Origin of the sequence: Cryobacterium sp. Y62, assembly GCF_002929785.1 — a bacterium.
Lineage (GTDB): Bacteria > Actinomycetota > Actinomycetes > Actinomycetales > Microbacteriaceae > Cryobacterium.
Genome location: NZ_PJJK01000120.1, coordinates 145768 through 161630, shown reverse-complemented (window position 1 = coordinate 161630; position 15863 = coordinate 145768). Strand labels below are relative to the sequence as shown.

18 protein-coding genes are annotated in these 15863 nt (G+C 63.8%); 1 reads left to right on the top strand and 17 read right to left on the bottom strand.

Annotated elements, in window-relative coordinates; translation table 11 throughout:
- Positions 1-117: 117 nt before the first annotated feature.
- From lgt to recO, 17 genes are all read right to left on the bottom strand, one after another.
- Positions 118-1107 (bottom strand): prolipoprotein diacylglyceryl transferase, encoded by a 990-nt coding sequence (lgt, locus tag CXY71_RS19145; RefSeq protein ID WP_104139429.1) that lies wholly within the window; start codon positions 1105-1107, stop codon positions 118-120.
- Between the two features lie 93 nt (positions 1108-1200).
- Positions 1201-2034: a tryptophan synthase subunit alpha gene (trpA, locus tag CXY71_RS19140; protein ID WP_104139314.1), complete on the bottom strand. Its 834-nt coding sequence runs from the start codon at positions 2032-2034 to the stop codon at positions 1201-1203.
- A complete protein-coding gene (trpB, locus tag CXY71_RS19135; protein ID WP_104139311.1) occupies positions 2031-3257 on the bottom strand; it encodes a tryptophan synthase subunit beta in 1227 nt (408 codons plus the stop codon). Before trpB ends, trpA begins: the two co-directional genes overlap by 4 nt.
- On the bottom strand, positions 3258-4028 hold the full coding sequence (gene trpC, locus CXY71_RS19130) for an indole-3-glycerol phosphate synthase TrpC (RefSeq protein ID WP_104139308.1): 771 nt from the start codon (positions 4026-4028) through the stop codon (positions 3258-3260).
- Positions 4029-4047: 19 nt separating this feature from the next.
- The gene (locus tag CXY71_RS19125) at positions 4048-4278 is read right to left on the bottom strand and encodes a DUF6704 family protein (RefSeq protein ID WP_104139304.1); all 231 of its coding nucleotides are present in this window, start codon (positions 4276-4278) and stop codon (positions 4048-4050) included.
- 74 nt (positions 4279-4352) lie between these two features.
- Entirely contained in the window at positions 4353-4997 is a 645-nt protein-coding gene (locus tag CXY71_RS19120) for a Trp biosynthesis-associated membrane protein (RefSeq protein ID WP_146072879.1), read from the bottom strand.
- Positions 4997-6547 carry an anthranilate synthase component I gene (locus CXY71_RS19115; RefSeq protein ID WP_104139298.1) on the bottom strand — a complete coding sequence of 517 codons (1551 nt, stop codon included), beginning with the start codon at positions 6545-6547 and terminating at the stop codon, positions 4997-4999. The genes CXY71_RS19120 and CXY71_RS19115 overlap by 1 nt, the downstream gene beginning before the upstream one ends.
- The gene (hisI, locus tag CXY71_RS19110) at positions 6544-6909 is read right to left on the bottom strand and encodes a phosphoribosyl-AMP cyclohydrolase (RefSeq protein WP_104139295.1); all 366 of its coding nucleotides are present in this window, start codon (positions 6907-6909) and stop codon (positions 6544-6546) included. Before hisI ends, CXY71_RS19115 begins: the two co-directional genes overlap by 4 nt.
- Positions 6909-7670: an imidazole glycerol phosphate synthase subunit HisF gene (gene hisF / locus CXY71_RS19105; RefSeq protein WP_104139293.1), complete on the bottom strand. Its 762-nt coding sequence runs from the start codon at positions 7668-7670 to the stop codon at positions 6909-6911. Before hisF ends, hisI begins: the two co-directional genes overlap by 1 nt.
- Before the next feature lie 24 nt (positions 7671-7694).
- Positions 7695-8534, bottom strand: a complete 840-nt coding sequence (gene hisG, locus CXY71_RS19100) for an ATP phosphoribosyltransferase (protein WP_104139290.1) — start codon at positions 8532-8534, stop codon at positions 7695-7697.
- Positions 8535-8604: 70 nt separating this feature from the next.
- The gene (locus tag CXY71_RS19095; protein WP_104139287.1) at positions 8605-8868 is read right to left on the bottom strand and encodes a phosphoribosyl-ATP diphosphatase; all 264 of its coding nucleotides are present in this window, start codon (positions 8866-8868) and stop codon (positions 8605-8607) included.
- Between the two features lie 4 nt (positions 8869-8872).
- Positions 8873-9547 carry a ribulose-phosphate 3-epimerase gene (gene rpe / locus CXY71_RS19090; protein WP_104139284.1) on the bottom strand — a complete coding sequence of 225 codons (675 nt, stop codon included), beginning with the start codon at positions 9545-9547 and terminating at the stop codon, positions 8873-8875.
- A 306-nt stretch (positions 9548-9853) separates the two neighbouring features.
- Entirely contained in the window at positions 9854-11104 is a 1251-nt protein-coding gene (locus tag CXY71_RS19085) for a deoxyguanosinetriphosphate triphosphohydrolase (protein ID WP_104139281.1), read from the bottom strand.
- Entirely contained in the window at positions 11097-12284 is a 1188-nt protein-coding gene (gene dusB, locus CXY71_RS19080) for a tRNA dihydrouridine synthase DusB (RefSeq protein WP_104139278.1), read from the bottom strand. The genes CXY71_RS19085 and dusB overlap by 8 nt, the downstream gene beginning before the upstream one ends.
- A gap of 369 nt (positions 12285-12653) precedes the next feature.
- Positions 12654-13331 carry a DsbA family protein gene (locus tag CXY71_RS19075; RefSeq protein WP_104139275.1) on the bottom strand — a complete coding sequence of 226 codons (678 nt, stop codon included), beginning with the start codon at positions 13329-13331 and terminating at the stop codon, positions 12654-12656.
- An 83-nt stretch (positions 13332-13414) separates the two neighbouring features.
- The gene (locus tag CXY71_RS19070; RefSeq protein ID WP_233204725.1) at positions 13415-14233 is read right to left on the bottom strand and encodes an isoprenyl transferase; all 819 of its coding nucleotides are present in this window, start codon (positions 14231-14233) and stop codon (positions 13415-13417) included.
- Positions 14230-14967 (bottom strand): DNA repair protein RecO, encoded by a 738-nt coding sequence (gene recO / locus CXY71_RS19065; RefSeq protein WP_104139269.1) that lies wholly within the window; start codon positions 14965-14967, stop codon positions 14230-14232. The genes CXY71_RS19070 and recO overlap by 4 nt, the downstream gene beginning before the upstream one ends.
- Before the next feature lie 168 nt (positions 14968-15135).
- On the opposite strand from recO, the gene CXY71_RS19060 reads away from it, so the two are divergent.
- The gene (locus tag CXY71_RS19060; RefSeq protein WP_199184372.1) at positions 15136-15828 is read left to right on the top strand and encodes a hypothetical protein; all 693 of its coding nucleotides are present in this window, start codon (positions 15136-15138) and stop codon (positions 15826-15828) included.
- The last annotated feature ends 35 nt before the right edge of the window (positions 15829-15863 follow it).

Below are 15863 nucleotides of genomic sequence, written 5' to 3'. Positions count from 1 at the left end.
GAAGGAAATGTGTGCAGGGACTTGTAGCGGGAGCCCTGATCGGGTTTGGCCCTGTTCGAGTTTGCCTTGACCGGGCACCTCTACGAGTGTTCCGGTTGGGATTCAACCGACGTGATTCTACAGACGCGACGCGCTCGTGCTTGTGGCTGCGGCCTCGGTCGATTCGGTGTGATCATCGGCATCATCGCTCTGATCTGCGGAGCTTTGATCAAGATCATCCGAATCGCTGTCATCGAACTCTACCCCAGCGTCCGGACCAATCCATTCCCGGCCGGGAATATAAGGGCTGAGCTCTAGTCCGGGGTGGCGGTGGCGTTGCACGAGGATAATCACGAGGCCGAGCGCGATAGCGGCCAGAGCGGCCCAGACGTTGGTGCGGATTCCGAAGTAGATCTCACTCGGGTCGATGCGAATCGACTCAAAAAAGCTGCGACCCAGTCCATACCAGATGAGATAGACGCCCAGCGTCTGACCGAAACGCAGACGGAATTTACGCTCAAGATAAAGGATGACGGCGACGCCGATCAGATTCCAGATAACTTCGTAGAGAAAAGTCGGGTGGAATAGGGTGTCGGCCGGCAGTCCGACCGGGAAGGCGGCATTGCCCGACTCGATTTCCAGGCCCCACGGCAAAGTCGTCGGCAGCCCGAACAACTCGTGGTTGAACCAGTTGCCAAGCCGACCGGTGGCCTGAGCGACCAACAGTGCGGGAGCAACAGCATCCGCGAAGGTCCAGAAACGGATGCCGGCCATCCGGCAGCCGATATATGCGCCGACGGCGCCGCCGATCAGCGACCCGAAGATGGCGTTTCCGCCTTCCCAAATATAAAGGGTGCGGAGCAGGTCCGCTCCCTCAAAGAAGTAGTCCCCCGGGTGCGTCAGCACATGGTAAATGCGGGCTCCGACGATGCCGAGCGGAACGGCCCACAGAATGATGTCGAGCACGACACCCGGCTCGGCACCGCGCTTCGTCAAGCGGCGCGAGGTGATGATGGTCGCGAGGATGATTCCGGCGAGAATACACAGCGCATAGGCGTGGATGCGGAACGGGCCGAGGTCGAAAAACCGCCACTCGGGACTCGGAATACTCGTGCTCAGGAGACTCAACAACACCTAGGTACTACCTCTCATCGTGACTTGCGTCACTTGGGGCGAAATAATCGATCGCCTCGAACAATTTAGTGTAAAGCGCGCCTGCGCTTATTGGAGCGCGGAGGCCGGGCGAATATCGCTCGCACCCGCGGCGAGTTCGAGGGCCAACCGCGCTACGGCGGTCACTCCCCCGTCGGTGAGCGCCTTTACGAGGGCAGACCCGACGATGGCACCGTCGGCATAGCCGAGAATTTCCCGTACCTGCTCAGGGGTAGAGATGCCCAGACCCACACAGGCACTCGTGCAGCCGACGCCGCGGAGGCGTTCCACCAGAATACGAGCGGCAGCATCGACGCCGGCGCGGGCGCCGGTCGTGCCCATCGTCGAGACGGTGTAGACGAAGCCCCGGCTTGCTTTAATAGCCTGAACCAATCGGGCATCCGACGAGGACGGCGCGGCAAGGAACACCCGGTCCAGCCCCGTGCGTTCGCTGGCGGCCATCCAATCTGAGGCCTCGTCGGGAATGAGGTCGGGGGTGATCAGGCCAGCACCACCCGCGACACGCAGGTCGTCGGCGAAACGCTCGACGCCATACTGCACCACTGGGTTCCAGTACGTCATCACGAGAATGGGGGCGTCAACCTGGGCGGAGATCGCCTTGACGGCTTCAAATCCGTGGCGCAGCTTGAACCCGTTCGCCAGGGCCTGCTGCGTGGCAGCCTGAATGACCGGGCCGTCCATGACGGGGTCCGAATACGGCAGACCGAGTTCAATGATGTCGACGCCATTGACTACGAGCGCCACGGCGGCGTCAATGCTCTCAGTCAGGGTCGGGAAACCTACCGGCAGGTAGCCGATGAGAGCGCCGCCACCCTCGGTGCGTCGCTGTGCGATGGTCTGTTCGACCGTGCTGGCCACATTGCTGGTGACTCGAGTCGTCATGACTGTTCCGCGCCTTCATCGAGCAGGTCAAAATACCGGCCAGCTGTTTCCATGTCTTTATCGCCGCGGCCGCTGAGGTTGATCAGGATGGTCGCGTTCGGGCCGAGCTGACGGCCGAGCTCGAGCGATCCAGCCAGGGCGTGTGAGGATTCAATCGCCGGGATGATTCCTTCGGTACGGCTGAGTAACCGCAGGGCGCTCATCGCGTCGTCGTCGGTGATCGGCAGGTAGCTGGCCCGGCCGATGCTGGCGAGCCAGGCGTGCTCTGGGCCAACGCCGGGATAGTCGAGACCCGCTGAGATCGAGTGCGATTCCACGGTCTGGCCGTCTTCGTCTTGCAGCAGCATACTGCGGGCGCCGTGCAGCACACCCGGGCGTCCCTTGGTGATGGTCGCCGCGTGGCGCGGTGTATTGACGCCGTCGCCGGCCGCTTCATAGCCGTACAGCGCGACATCGGCATCGTCTAGAAAAGCGTGGAAGATACCCATGGCGTTTGAGCCGCCACCGACACAGGCCGTGACGGCATCCGGCAGGCTGCCGGTCAGGTCGAGGACCTGCTGGCGAGCCTCCTCGCCGATGATCTTTTGAAAGTCGCGCACCATGGCAGGGAACGGATGCGGCCCGGCCACGGTTCCGAAAATATAGTTGGTCGTCTCGACGTTGGTGACCCAGTCACGCATGGCGTCGTTGATCGCGTCTTTCAGGGTGCGGGAGCCGGTCTTCACCGGTACGACCTCGGCACCGAGCAAGCGCATACGGGCCACGTTCAGGGCCTGCCGCTCGGTGTCGACCTCCCCCATATAGACGACGCATTCGAGCCCGAACAGGGCGGCGACGGTTGCAGTGGCGACCCCGTGCTGGCCAGCTCCGGTTTCGGCGATGACTCGAGTTTTACCAATGCGCTTGGTCAGTAGAGCTTGGCCGAGAGCGTTGTTGATCTTGTGCGATCCGGTGTGGTTGAGATCTTCACGCTTGAGAATGATGCGGGCGCCGCCGGCATGCTCGGCGAATCGAGGCACCTCGGTAATGATGGACGGGCGACCGGTGTAATTAATGTGCAGGTCCATCAGCGCCGCGGCGAAAGCTGGATCCTTCTTGGCGAGTTCGTATTCCGCGGTGAGTTCATCGAGCGCTGCAACGAGGGACTCCGGTACAAACCTGCCGCCAAATTCACCAAAATATGGGCCGGATTCCGCACGCAAAGATTCTTTTCGCAAAGACATTTATACCGCCAAAAACTCAGAGAGGGTTCGGATGGGATCACTCGTGACGAGCGCTTCGCCGACCAGAACAACATCAGCTCCGGACGCACGGTAGTGCGCGACATCGACTGCCGTCTTGACGGCGGACTCGGCGACGCGAATAACGCCGGAAGGGATTTTGTCGGCGAGAGTGCCAAACAGGTTCGGATCAAGCTCAAAGGTGGACAGGTTGCGGGCATTCACCCCGACCAGGCTGGCGCCAATGTCGAGGGCACGACTAACCTCATCCCCGCTGTGTGTTTCGACCAACGCCGTCATGCCAAGCTCACGGATGAGGTCGTGCAGGGACAGCAGGGTGGGCTGGTCGAGAGCGGCAACGATCAGCAGCACCAGATCGGCTCCGGCCGCGCGGGCTTCGAACACTTGGTACGGCGTTCCGATGAAATCCTTGCGCAGAATCGGGATGCTCACCGCGGCGCGCACCTGCTCGAGGTCGGTCAGCGAGCCGTGAAAGCGTCGCCCCTCAGTGAGCACGCTAATGGCGCTTGCCCCGCCGGCCTCATAGGAGACGGCCAGCGCTGCGGGATCGGTGATGGCCGCGAGGGCGCCGCGGCTCGGGCTCGCCCGCTTGATCTCGGCGAGAATCTTGACCCGTTCGGCGGGAGCAAGGGCGTGCAGGGCGTCGAGTGCGGGCGCGCGGATACGCGCAGCAGCCTCCACGCTCGCGAACGGGCGAGTGAGTAGGCGTTCTTCGGCGTCGGAAACCGCGCCGGCGAGAAGTTCTTGGAGCACCAGGTGGCAGCGCAGCCGGTCAGTGACCGTGCGGCGTGGCGGTCATGGTGTTGACGCCATAGCCGACCTTGCTCATCACATAGCCCACAACGAGGCCGGCGAGCAGCAGGCCGAAGGAGGCCCAGACCAGCCAGTGCAGCTCAAAGAAAAATGCGGTCGTGCCGATGGTGACCGCGACCAGCATGATGATGACAGCAGTCCAGGCTGCCGGGGAGTGGCCGTGTCCGGGATCTGACAGATCGATGCTCATGGTTCTCCTCATAAATACATTCTGCTGTGTACGTTGACAAGCGGCTTAAGTCTAGCGGAGCGGACGCGAGCGCTTCAGCGTGCGGTCGGGTCATCGCCGCGGCTGAGGTCGTCCCAGTCACCGACGGAGTCGCCTGCGGCAGTTTTGGCCGGGGTTGCCAGTGGTTGTGCACCGTCGGGCGAAGCGACCTGTTCAAACCGAACGGCCTGATACTTTCGGGTCGGACCCGGCCACCGACCGCTTGTGACGATGACGGCCACACCAACACCCGCCATGACGATTGCAGCGCTCATCGCCACGTACGGCCACGGAGTGACGACCGTCCCGAGCACGCTCAGCTGAATCGATTCGTGGCCGGCTATTCCCGTAGCGGCGGTCACCGCTGCGGCGCTGGCATCGGCGGGGTCTTGCACCGCTAGGAACGCGGCGAGAAACACCGAGAACCCGAGGAGTACCTCGAGCGCGCCGAGCACGATGCGAATGAGCCGACCGGCGATGGTGAGTGCCGCAGCGAGGGCGAATCCGGACAGCGCGAGGGCGGTCAGCGCCGGCGCGGCAATGGTTCCGTCGATCTGCAAGACCTGAGTGCCGGCGTCGGGGAGTCCGACTTCGGCCTGCACCCATACCTGAGTCCAGGCCAACAGGGCGAGCGAACTCGCGCCCAAAACGGCGAAGATGAGGATGAGTTTCAGGCGACGCGCGGACATTCGTTCTATCACTAGTACACCCTGCGCATGACGTTGGCGACGGCGACTGCTCGCAGCGGGGCTGCCGCCTTGTTCTGCGACTCCTGGTACTCGGACGCGGGGTCGGAGTCGGTGACGACGCCGCCGCCGGCCTGCACCCGCGCGATGCCGTCCTTGATCGTGGCGGTGCGGATGGCGATGGCGAGGTCGGCATCGCCGGCGAAACCGAAATAGCCGACCACGCCCCCGTACACACCGCGCTGGGCCGGTTCGAGAGCGTCGATGATCTCGAGCGCCCGCGGTTTCGGCGCACCAGAGAGCGTACCGGCAGGGAAGGTGGCCCGGAAGACATCGATCGCGGTCTTGCCAGGAACCAGGTTGCCCTCGACCGAGGAGACGAGGTGCATGATGTGGCTGAATCGTTCGATGCGCATGAACTCGGTCACCTCGACCGAGCCGGCCGTGCATACCTTGAGCAGGTCGTTGCGGGCGAGGTCGACGAGCATGAGGTGTTCGGCACGTTCCTTGGGGTCTTCGGCGAGCTCGATCGCATAGTCGGCGTCGGCATCCGGTGTTGTGCCCCGCGGTTTGGAACCGGCGATCGGGTGGGTGAAAACGCGTTGGTCTTGCACCTTGACCAGCGCTTCCGGTGAGGATCCGACGATCCAGTATGGATCGCCGCTCGGGGTTTCGAGGCTGAGCAGATACATGTACGGGCTGGGGTTGAGGCTGCGCAGCACCCGGTAGACGTCGATCGGGTGCGCGGTGCAGACCTGGTCGAAGCGCTGCGAGATAACCACCTGAAACACGTCTCCGTCGACGATGTGCTGCTTGCCGATGTTGACAGCCGACAGAAAATCGTCGCGGGTGGTGCGGTTGGTGGGTGCGCTCGGCGCTTGCAGGTCGACCTCGGCCAGCCACGCCTCGCTGGGCGCGGCGAGTCGGCTCTGCAGCGAATCGAGGCGCTCAGTCGCGGCAGCCCAGAGTTTGTCGGGCGTGTCGGTGCCGTCGTTCAGCACGTTGGCGATGAGCTGCACGGTGCCGTATTTGTGGTCGAGCACGACCAGGTCGGCGACGAAGCTGAAGGACTGGCCGGGAACGTCGTAGTCGGCGGGCGGCTGGTGCGGCAGGCGTTCGATCTGACGAATCGCCTCCCAGCCGATGAAGCCGACCAGCCCGCCGGTCAGTGGCGGGTGTTCGGGCAGCCGCGGCGTCTGCCAGCGGTCGAACAGGTACGCCAGCGCCGCGAGCGGGCCGAGGGAGGCCGCAGACCCGAGCGCGCGCTCGGCGGAGAGCCCATAGTCGATCCACCGGGTGTCGTCGCCCTGTTGGGTGAGCACTCCGAACGAGGAGACACCGACGAAGGAGAATCGCGACCAGATGCCGCCCTGTTCGGCGGACTCGAGCAGAAAGCTGCCGGGCAGCCCATTGGCGAGCTTGCGGTAGATGCCCACCGGGGTCTCGCCATCGGCGAAGAGTTCACGGATGACCGGGATGACCCGGTGCTCGCCGATCAGCGCATCGAACTGGACGCGGGCAGTCGAGCCCGCGGTGCGGGATCCTGAGGGGCTGCTACCGCTCATTCCGTGGGCCTTTCCATGGTGATCGCGCCGAGGTCGCGCCCGTCGAAGCAGGTGTGGCTGCCGGTATGGCAGGCGGCTCCGACCTGGTCGATTTGAACCAGCAAGGTGTCGTTGTCGCAATCGAAGGCAGCGGAGTGAACGTATTGAGCGTGGCCGGAGGTATCGCCTTTGCGCCAGAATTCCTGGCGGCTGCGCGACCAGAACGTGACGCGCCCCTCGGTAAGGGTGCGGCGCAGCGCTTCCCGGTTCATCCATCCGAGCATGAGCACCTCATGAGTGTCCCACTGTTGAATAACCGCGGGCAGCAGCCCGGCGTCGTTGAACACCGCGGCGTCAAGCTGATCGGTTAGTATATCGTTCATCAGCGCACCACCATTCCCTCGGCGGCGAGTTCTCGCTTAACATCGCCGATGGTCAATTGTCGGTTGTGAAAAACGGATGCCGCGAGCACGGCATCCGCACCGGCTCGAATCGCCGGCGGAAAGTCTGAGGCGCGTCCCGCCCCGCCAGAAGCGATCACCGGAACCCGACTGTTCGCACGCATGAGGCCGATGAGGTCGATATCGAAGCCGGCCTTGGTTCCGTCGGCGTCGATGGAATTCACCAGAAGCTCCCCGGCGCCGAGCTCGATCGCCTGCCGGGCCCAGGCCACAGCATCCAGATCGGTTTCGGTGCGGCCGCCGTGGGTCGTGACAACGAAGCCGCTCTCTGTGCGAGCGGATCGCTTCACATCGAGGCTGAGCACAATCACCTGGGCGCCGAACCGATCGGCGATCTCGGCGATTAGCGCCGGGCGGGCGATGGCGGCGCTGTTCAGTCCGACCTTGTCGGCACCGCTCGCCTGCAGCCGCGAGACGTCTTCGACACTGCGAATACCACCGCCGACAGTGAGCGGAATGAACACCTGCTCGGCGGTCGCGCTCACCACGTCATAGGTCGTCGAACGGTTATCGACGGTCGCCGTGACGTCGAGAAAGGTCAACTCGTCTGCGCCCTGCTCGTAATAGCGGCGCGCGAGTTCGACCGGATCGCCGGCGTCGCGCAGGTTCTGAAACTTGACCCCTTTGACGACACGACCGTTGGCCACGTCGAGGCAGGGAATGACGCGCACACTCAGGCTCATCGCTGGTTGTCCTCTTCCGTGTACCTAGAGACGGGCGTTGTGAATGGTGGTGACCAAAATGGCTCTGGCCCCGATGGCGTAGAGCGCATCCATCACGTTGTTCATGTCCAGTCGGGCGATCATGACCCGCACTGCGGCCCACTCGGGGTCGTGTAGCGAGGAGACGGTCGGCGATTCGATGCCGGGCGCGAGCGCGGCGGCCGTGTCGAGCAGCGCGACCGGAATGTCGTAGTCGAGCAGCACATATTGGCGGGCCACGAGAACGCCCTGCAGGCGGCGTAGCAGTGTCGCGATTCCGGCCTTGTCGTTGGTGGAGCTGATCAGTACGGCGGTGGATTCGAGGATGACCGGTCCAAAGATTTCGAGGCCGGCCTTGCGCAGTGTGGTGCCGGTGGAGACAACGTCGGCAACGGCATCCGCTACCCCGAGCTGAACCGCTGATTCAACGGCCCCATCGAGTTCGACCAGATCGACGGTCACCGAGTGGGTGGCGAGAAAGCGTTCGACCAGACCGGGATAGCTCGTGGCGATCCGTAAACCGTCGAGATCTTTCAGCTCGGTGAAGCGCCCGGCCGGTCCGGCGAAGCGAAAGGTGGAGTCGCCGAAGTCGAGGCTGGCGATTTCCCGCGCCTTGGAGTGAGAGTCCAGCAGCAGGTCACGACCGGTGATTCCAACGTCGAGGGCACCGGAGCCGACGTAGGTGGCGATGTCACGCGGACGCAGGTAAAAGAATTCGACCCCGTTGCGCGGGTCGGCGGTGACGAGGTCGCGCGGGTCGCGACGACCGGCATAGCCGGCCTCGGCGAGCATCTGCGCGGCGGTTTCAGACAACGAGCCCTTGTTGGGCACGGCAATTCTCAGCATGGGGATATTCTCTCGGTTTTAGATCACGCGACTAGTCAATGATTTCGGGCCAGCACAGGCGCTGGCGCGGTCACAAATGTCGGTAAATATCGGCTGGAGAGAGGCCTTTAGCGATCATCATAACCTGCAGGTGATAGAGCAGCTGAGAGATTTCGGCAGAGGTTTCATCATCGCTCTGAAACTCGGCGGCCATCCAGACTTCGGCCGCTTCTTCGACGATCTTCTTGCCAATGGCATGCACGCCGGCATCGAGTTCACGAACGGTACCGGAGCCTTCCGGGCGGTTGCGGGCCTTGTCGCTGAGTTCTACGAACAGGTCATCGAAAGTTTTCACGACTCTAGGTTACCCGCCCGTGACGGTGACTCGCCGCGCGCTCCCGCAACAGACCGATCTGGGCGGCCGGATTCTCGGCCCCGAACACACTGGATCCGGCCACGAAGGTGTCGGCACCGGCTCTGGCTGCGATCTCGATGGTCTGCGCGGTGATGCCACCGTCGACCTGCAGCCAAACGTCGAGGCCGATCTTCTGCACCTGTGATCGGAGCTGGGATAGCTTCGGCATGGTCTCTTCCATGAAGCTCTGCCCGCCAAAACCGGGCTCAACGGTCATCACGAGCACCTGGTCGAATTCGGGGAGCAGTTCGAGATACGGCGCGACATCGGTGCCCGGTTTCAGGGCGATGCCAGCGCGCACGCCGATCTGCCGCAGGCGACGGGCCAGAGCGACGGGCTCGGTCGTCGCCTCGGCGTGAAAGGTGACCGAGTAGGCACCGGCCTCGGCGTAGCCAGGCGCCCACCGTTCGGGGTCGTCGATCATCAAGTGGATGTCCAGCGGCAGCGGCGACACCTGCTGGAGCCGCTCGACCATGCCCAGCCCGAAGGTGAGGTTCGGCACGAAGTGGTTGTCCATGATGTCGACGTGAACGAGGTCGGCAGAGCGGATACGGCCCAGTTCCCTCTCGAAATTGGCGAAATCGGCGGCGAGGATGCTCGGATTTATGCGGGTAGCCATCCGTTTAGCTTATCGAGCCACAGCTGACTGCGTGGGTATCCTGTGGTGGTTCGCGCCGCTTGCAGTACAGTCATGTGTCTTCGAGAGTTGGAGCAATCTGAATCCTCGGATTCGCCCAAGACGAAACATACGTCGCGAAGCCGATGGTGGAACATGCGCCAGTGCCCGCGCGTTCTGGCACCAGCGCGGCGCCAGCCGAGCGCACCGCGCGGGACCTACGGCGTTACGCGGGACTTCGTGTCTGGTCCCAGGATCTGAACGTGGGCCTGGGCCCCGACCAGCAAGGGAGTCGAGAGGAGGCGGGTGCTAGCCCTGTACCAGGCGCTCGTACCAGGCCAGGGCGGACTGGTCGGTGAGGCTCGCGACCTGGTCAACGATGACTCGCTTGCGGGAGGCATCGTCGGCGGCGGCCTGCCAGTCTTCGCGAAAGCCGGGGTCGAGGTGTTCATCACCGGACTGGTGCAGGGTTTGGGCGAGCAAGGTGAGTACCTGGCGCTGCTGCACGTAGATGGGTTTGCGGGTGTTGCGGGTCATGACGAACGCCGCGACGATGCCTTTGAGCACCGCAATTTCGGCCTGGATCTCGCGCGGCACGATCACATTTGCCCCGAACCGCAGCATGTTCGCGTCGGGGTGGGACTCTTTGGTGGCGTGCACGGCGGCACTGCTGAACCGGCCGATGAGCTGGCTCGTAAGGTTTTTCAGGTGACCCTGGTCGCGCCGCCCCGCGGTCCAGGAGTCCATCCAGACATCGAGGGAGTCGAGCCGGTTGAACGCGGTCGCCAGGTCCTCGGCGCTGGTCTCGTCGCCGATCCATTCCGACATGGTGGCGAGGAGTTCGTCGTGATCTGCACGGCTGCTCAGCGCTGCCACATCGACGTAGCCGTTGACGATGGCGTCTTCGAAGTCGTGCACGCTGTACGCGATGTCGTCGGAGAGGTCCATCACCTGGGCTTCGATGCAGAGTTGCCGGTCGGGCGCACCCGTACGCAGCCACTCGAACGCGGACATGTCGTCCTGGTAGAACCCGAACTTGGCCCGGCCGCTCGGGTCATAGACCGAGGATCCTTCTGGCCAGGGATACTTGCAGCTTGCATCGAGGCTCGCCCGGGTCAGGTTGAGGCCGTAGCTTCGCCCATCAGGCCCAAACACCTTCGGCTCGAGCCGGGTGAGCAAACGCAGGGTCTGCGCGTTACCCTCAAAGCCGCCGATGTCTTCCGACCATAGGCTGAGCGCTTTCTCGCCGTTGTGCCCAAAGGGAGGATGCCCGATATCGTGCGCAAGACAGGCGGTATCGACGATGTCGGGGTCTACGTTGAGGCGTGACGCGATCTCTCGCCCGACCTGGGCGACCTCGAGCGAATGGGTTAGTCGGTTGCGGGCAAAGTCGAGCCCCGCCGTGGGACTGAGCACCTGAGTCTTGGCCGCGAGGCGGCGCAGGGCGCTTGAGTGCAGCAGGCGGGCGCGGTCGCGGGCAAAATCGCTGCGCCGCGAATAGTGCTCTTCGGGAAACCAGCGGGCCTCATCGGTTTCGCTGTACCCGGTTTTGTTAGCCACCGCTGGTGTCCCCTTCGCCCTCGGTCAAATTCAGTCGTTGCTCACCGACGAGATCCTGCGACTCGAGCCAGTGCTCGGGCAGCGATGGTTTCTTCGGTGTTCCCGCCCGGCCGCGCGGTCCTTCAACGTCCGCGCCTGGGTAGGGCAGCGAGGAGTCGAGGGTGCCGAGCAGGTCGTCGAGTTGGGCGAGAGACTGCACCATGGCGAGGCTCGCGCGCAGGTCGCCGCCGACCGGGTAGCCCTTGAAGTACCAAGCGACGTGCTTGCGAATGTCGCGGCAAGCCCGGTCTTCGCTGTCAAAGTATTCGGTGAGCAGTTCGGCGTGGCGGCGGAATGCGTTGATGACCTGGCCCAGGCCCGGTTCGGCCTTGAGTTCCTGCCCACGAAATGCAGCGTCGAGGTCGCCAAAGAGCCACGGGCGGCCGAGGCAGCCACGCCCGACGACGACGCCGTCGCATCCGGTCTCACTGACCATGCGCAGAGCATCGTCGGCCGACCAGATGTCGCCGTTGCCGAGCACCGGTACGTCACTGATGGCGTTCTTGAGCTTCTCGATGGCCGACCAGTCGGCGTGGCCGGAGTAGAACTCGGCGGCCGTTCGGCCGTGCAGGGCGATGGAGGCAACGCCGGCTCCGGCAGCGGCCTTTCCGGCCTCAAGGTAGGTGAGGTGGTCGGCGTCGATGCCCTTGCGCATCTTCACGGTCAGCGGTATTGGGCCGGCCGCGGTGACGGCCGCCTCGACGATCTGACGGAACAGGCCGATCTTCCACGGCAGGGCAGCTCCCCCGCCCTTGCGGGTGACCTTGGGAACTGGGCAGCCGAAGTTGAGGTCGATGTGATCGGCGCGGTCCTCAGCGACGAGCATGGTCACGGCCTCTGACACCGTTTTCGGGTCAACGCCGTAGAGCTGAATGGAACGGGTGGTTTCACTTTCATGATGGGTGATCAACCGCATGGTCTCGGTGTTGCGTTCGACGAGCGCTCGGGAAGTGATCATCTCGCTCACGAACAGTCCGGCACCGTATTCGCGGCACAGCCGGCGAAACGCGGTATTGGTGATGCCAGCCATCGGGGCGAGCACCACGGGCACATCAAGCGTGAGCGGGCCGATACTGAGCGGACCGACTGCCAGCTGGACGATCGGCGCCCGCTGGTCGACGGCAGAAGTAGGTGAAGTCATGGTGGACCAATTCTCCCAGAAAGCGCGTGGTGCTCCGAATCCTCTGCAGACCGGATGCCCAGCGCACGCAGAAACGCAGCTGCCGGGCCCGGCAAATGGGGCGTTCGGCAGCTGCGCACAGCAATGAAGGGGTTCAGATCAGCTGCAGCAGCCGCCACCGCAGCAGGACCCAGCCGCCTCGTCGGTTGCGGCGGGTGCGCCCAGGAGTTCTATGGTGGGACGGCCGGCCGCGTCGGTGAAGACGGGCGGCGTCGTGGTGGCGGTGTCGGTCATAAGTTATCTCCTGTATCAATTGGGTGAAACGGTGAAGTCTGCGGGTACAGCTGGTTGCTTACCCGTCAGGCTACGCGAGTTCGCTGGGTGTCGCCGTTACGCGGAGGCTTCGTCGGCCAGAGCGTTGACCGAACGGTCGGCGCGGGCTTGGTCGAGCGCCTGAGTGAACGCCGTCGGATCCTGCGCGCCGGAAATGCCGTAGCGGCCGTCGATCACGAAGAACGGAACCCCCTGGATACCGTAGGCGCCGGCCTGTGCCACGTCGGCCTTGACCGCGGCGAGGTGCTCGTGGGCGGTGAGCGACCGCACGACGTCGGCTCGGTCGAGTCCGATCTCGGCGGCGAGATCGGCGAGGTCTTCGATCCGGCCGACATGGCGACCGTCGATGAAGTAGGCCTTGAGTAGGCGCTCCTTCATATCGAGCTGACGGCCGTGCGCTTTGGCGTAGTGCAGCAGCTCGTGCGAAATGACCGTATTGGTCTGGTGCACGGCGTCGTAGTCGTAGTGCAGGCCGACACTTTCGGCGATACCGGTGACGCGCTCAAGCATCTGCTCGACCTCGGCGAGGGGCATGCCCTTCTTTTCGCTGAGATACTGCACAGGGGTGCCGGCATAATCGACCGGCGTATCAGGCGACAGTTCAAAGCTGTGATATTCGACCTCGACGGTGCCGTCGAACTGGGCGACACCGGTCTCAAACTTGCGTTTGCCGATATAGCACCAGGGACATTGCACATCAGACCAAATGTCCACCTTGATGGTGTCGGTGCTCATGGACGCGGTCGCTTCAGTAAGAATTGTGTCAGTCACACTCTGGTCAACGGGGCGCCGGGCCGATGTATTCCCAACTGAAACATTCAGGCAGTTGGGGTGTCGACCGCTCCGCCATAACGACGGTTGCGGGCTGCATAGAGCTCAACCGCGTGCCACAGGTCGACGCGGGTAAAGTCCGGCCACAGGGTATCGAGAAAAACCATTTCGGCATAGGCACTCTGCCAGAGCATGAAGTTGCTGGTGCGCTGCTCCCCAGAGCTGCGCACGAACAGGTCGACGTCGGGCAGCTCGGGCACGTACAGCTGCTTGGCGATAGCCTTCTCGGTGATGCCGGACGGCTGCAGCCTTCCGGCGGCAACATCCTCGGCCAGCGCGCGCACGGCATCCGCTATCTCGGTGCGCCCGCCATAGTTCACGCACATCGTGAGGGTGAGCACGTCATTGCCCGCTGTGAGTTTCTCGGCAAATTGCAGTTCGTTGATAACGGATGCCCACAGCTTCGGTTTGCGCCCGGCCCACCTGACGCGCACGCCCCACTCATTGAGCTGATCACGGCGGCGGTGTAGTACGTCCCGATTGAAGCCCATCAGAAAACGCACCTCATCGGGCGAACGCTTCCAGTTCTCGGTGGAGAAGGCGTAGACGCTGAGATGCTTGACGCCGATCTGGATGGCGCCGGCGACGACGTCGAGCAGGGCGGCCTCGCCGGCCTTGTGGCCCTCGACCCGGGTGAGGCCCTGGCCGTTTGCCCAGCGGCCGTTGCCGTCCATGACGACGGCGACGTGCTCGGGTACGACCTTGCGGGGCAGGTCGGGCGGGTAGAAGCCGGTCCAGTCGAGCGGTTTGTACGCGACGGCGTCTTTGCGGGTGAACGGTTTGTGGCCGAACAGACTGGCCATCATCGGGCGACGTGTTCCAGCGAGCGAAGCCCGCGGCCCAGGTGCCACTGGGTGTAGGCGGCGACGACTCCGGCGGCTTGGTTTTGGGTGCGGTCTGGGCTCGCGGCGGCGCGTTCCCAGTCGCCGGTGAGCAAGGCGCTCAGCAGGCCGATCGTCGCTGCGTCGAGCCGCGGCGATCCGGGTGGGGCGCAGGAGTCGCAGACGATGCCGCCGAGCTGCACGACCATGGCCGAGTGTTGCCCGCCATCGCTTGACTGCGTGGCGCCGCAGCGGGCGCAGTCCTGAAAGCTCGGCGCCCAGCCGGCCATCGACACGGCCCGTAGTAGATAGGAGTTGAGGGTGAGGTGGGAACCGTGCTCCTGCCGGGACAGCGATCGCAGCGCGCCGACGAGCAGCAGGTATTGCTGCAGTGATCCTTCCGATTCGGTGAGTTTGTCGGCAGTCTCGACCATCACACTCGCCGCGGTGTAGCTTCCGTAGTCGGCCGTGATCAGGGCGCCGTAGGAGCCGAGGGACTCCGCCTGGGTGATGATGTCGAGGCTGCGCCCCTCGTAGAGCTGTACGTCAGCGACCATGAACGGCTCCAGCCGGGCGCCGAATTTGGAGCCGGTGCGTCGAACGCCCTTGGCCACGGCGCGCACCTTGCCGTGCGCTCGAGTGAGCATGGTGACGATTCGGTCGGCTTCACCCAGCTTGTGGGTGCGCAGTACGACGGCTTCATCTCGGTAGACAGGCACAGGTAATTATCCCACTCCGTCGCGCAGACTTCGGTCACGGCTCGAGTACCGGCCAAACGGCTGGCTCCGGTCGCTGAAAATTTGTCACGACTCGCATCAGACACTGGTTTTTCCGGGCAGACGGGGGGAAACTTAGAAGACGTAGTCCCCGTGGTATGGAGGTTTTTCATGAAGCCAGTCCAGGGCAGCCTGCCCGATATTATGCCCGTGCTGTCACGTGGCAAACACCGCACGCCCAAGAGCGGCGGCTGCTTCATGGAATTCGCCTCTTATCTCGCTGGCGAGTCGTGGAGCGACCACCCCGCGTGCACCCATCCGGTGCTCGCCTCGCTCGCCCGAATGGTCAACGACTGCAGTTCCGACACGGCGCGCTCGCGGCTGGCGCTGCTGATTCCATCGGTGATCGGCCTGACCGGACCCGACAAGCGGGTCGAAATCGTGGTCGCCCTGCGCGCCGGGTGCGAAGCGCTTCCGGTGGCGAGCCTGGAACGTCAGCGCGCGCTGACGGTGGGCATTCTCACCTGTGAACGCAACGCATCTGTTCTGAATCTACAATTGTCAGATCTGCCGCTGGCCGAACAGCTGCGTGCCAGCATTCGGGTCGCTCTTGATCAGGCTCCCGATGCCGAACGATGGGCGCGTGATTTCATTGGCAGCATGCACCCCTGGTCGCACACGAAGTTCACCCCGCGCACCGCCGACACGATCATTCGTGTCGCCGTGCAGGGCATCGGCGAAGCGTGCATTTCCGACCCGGACGCCCGGCTGTATACCCTGCTAGACCATGCGATCAACGATTGTCGCGTCCTTCTCGGCACCCGTACACCGGACCGATCAGAATACCTGCCAGCCCTGGCTTAGTCCCCGGTACAGGGCCAGGCTCACAACCGCACCCG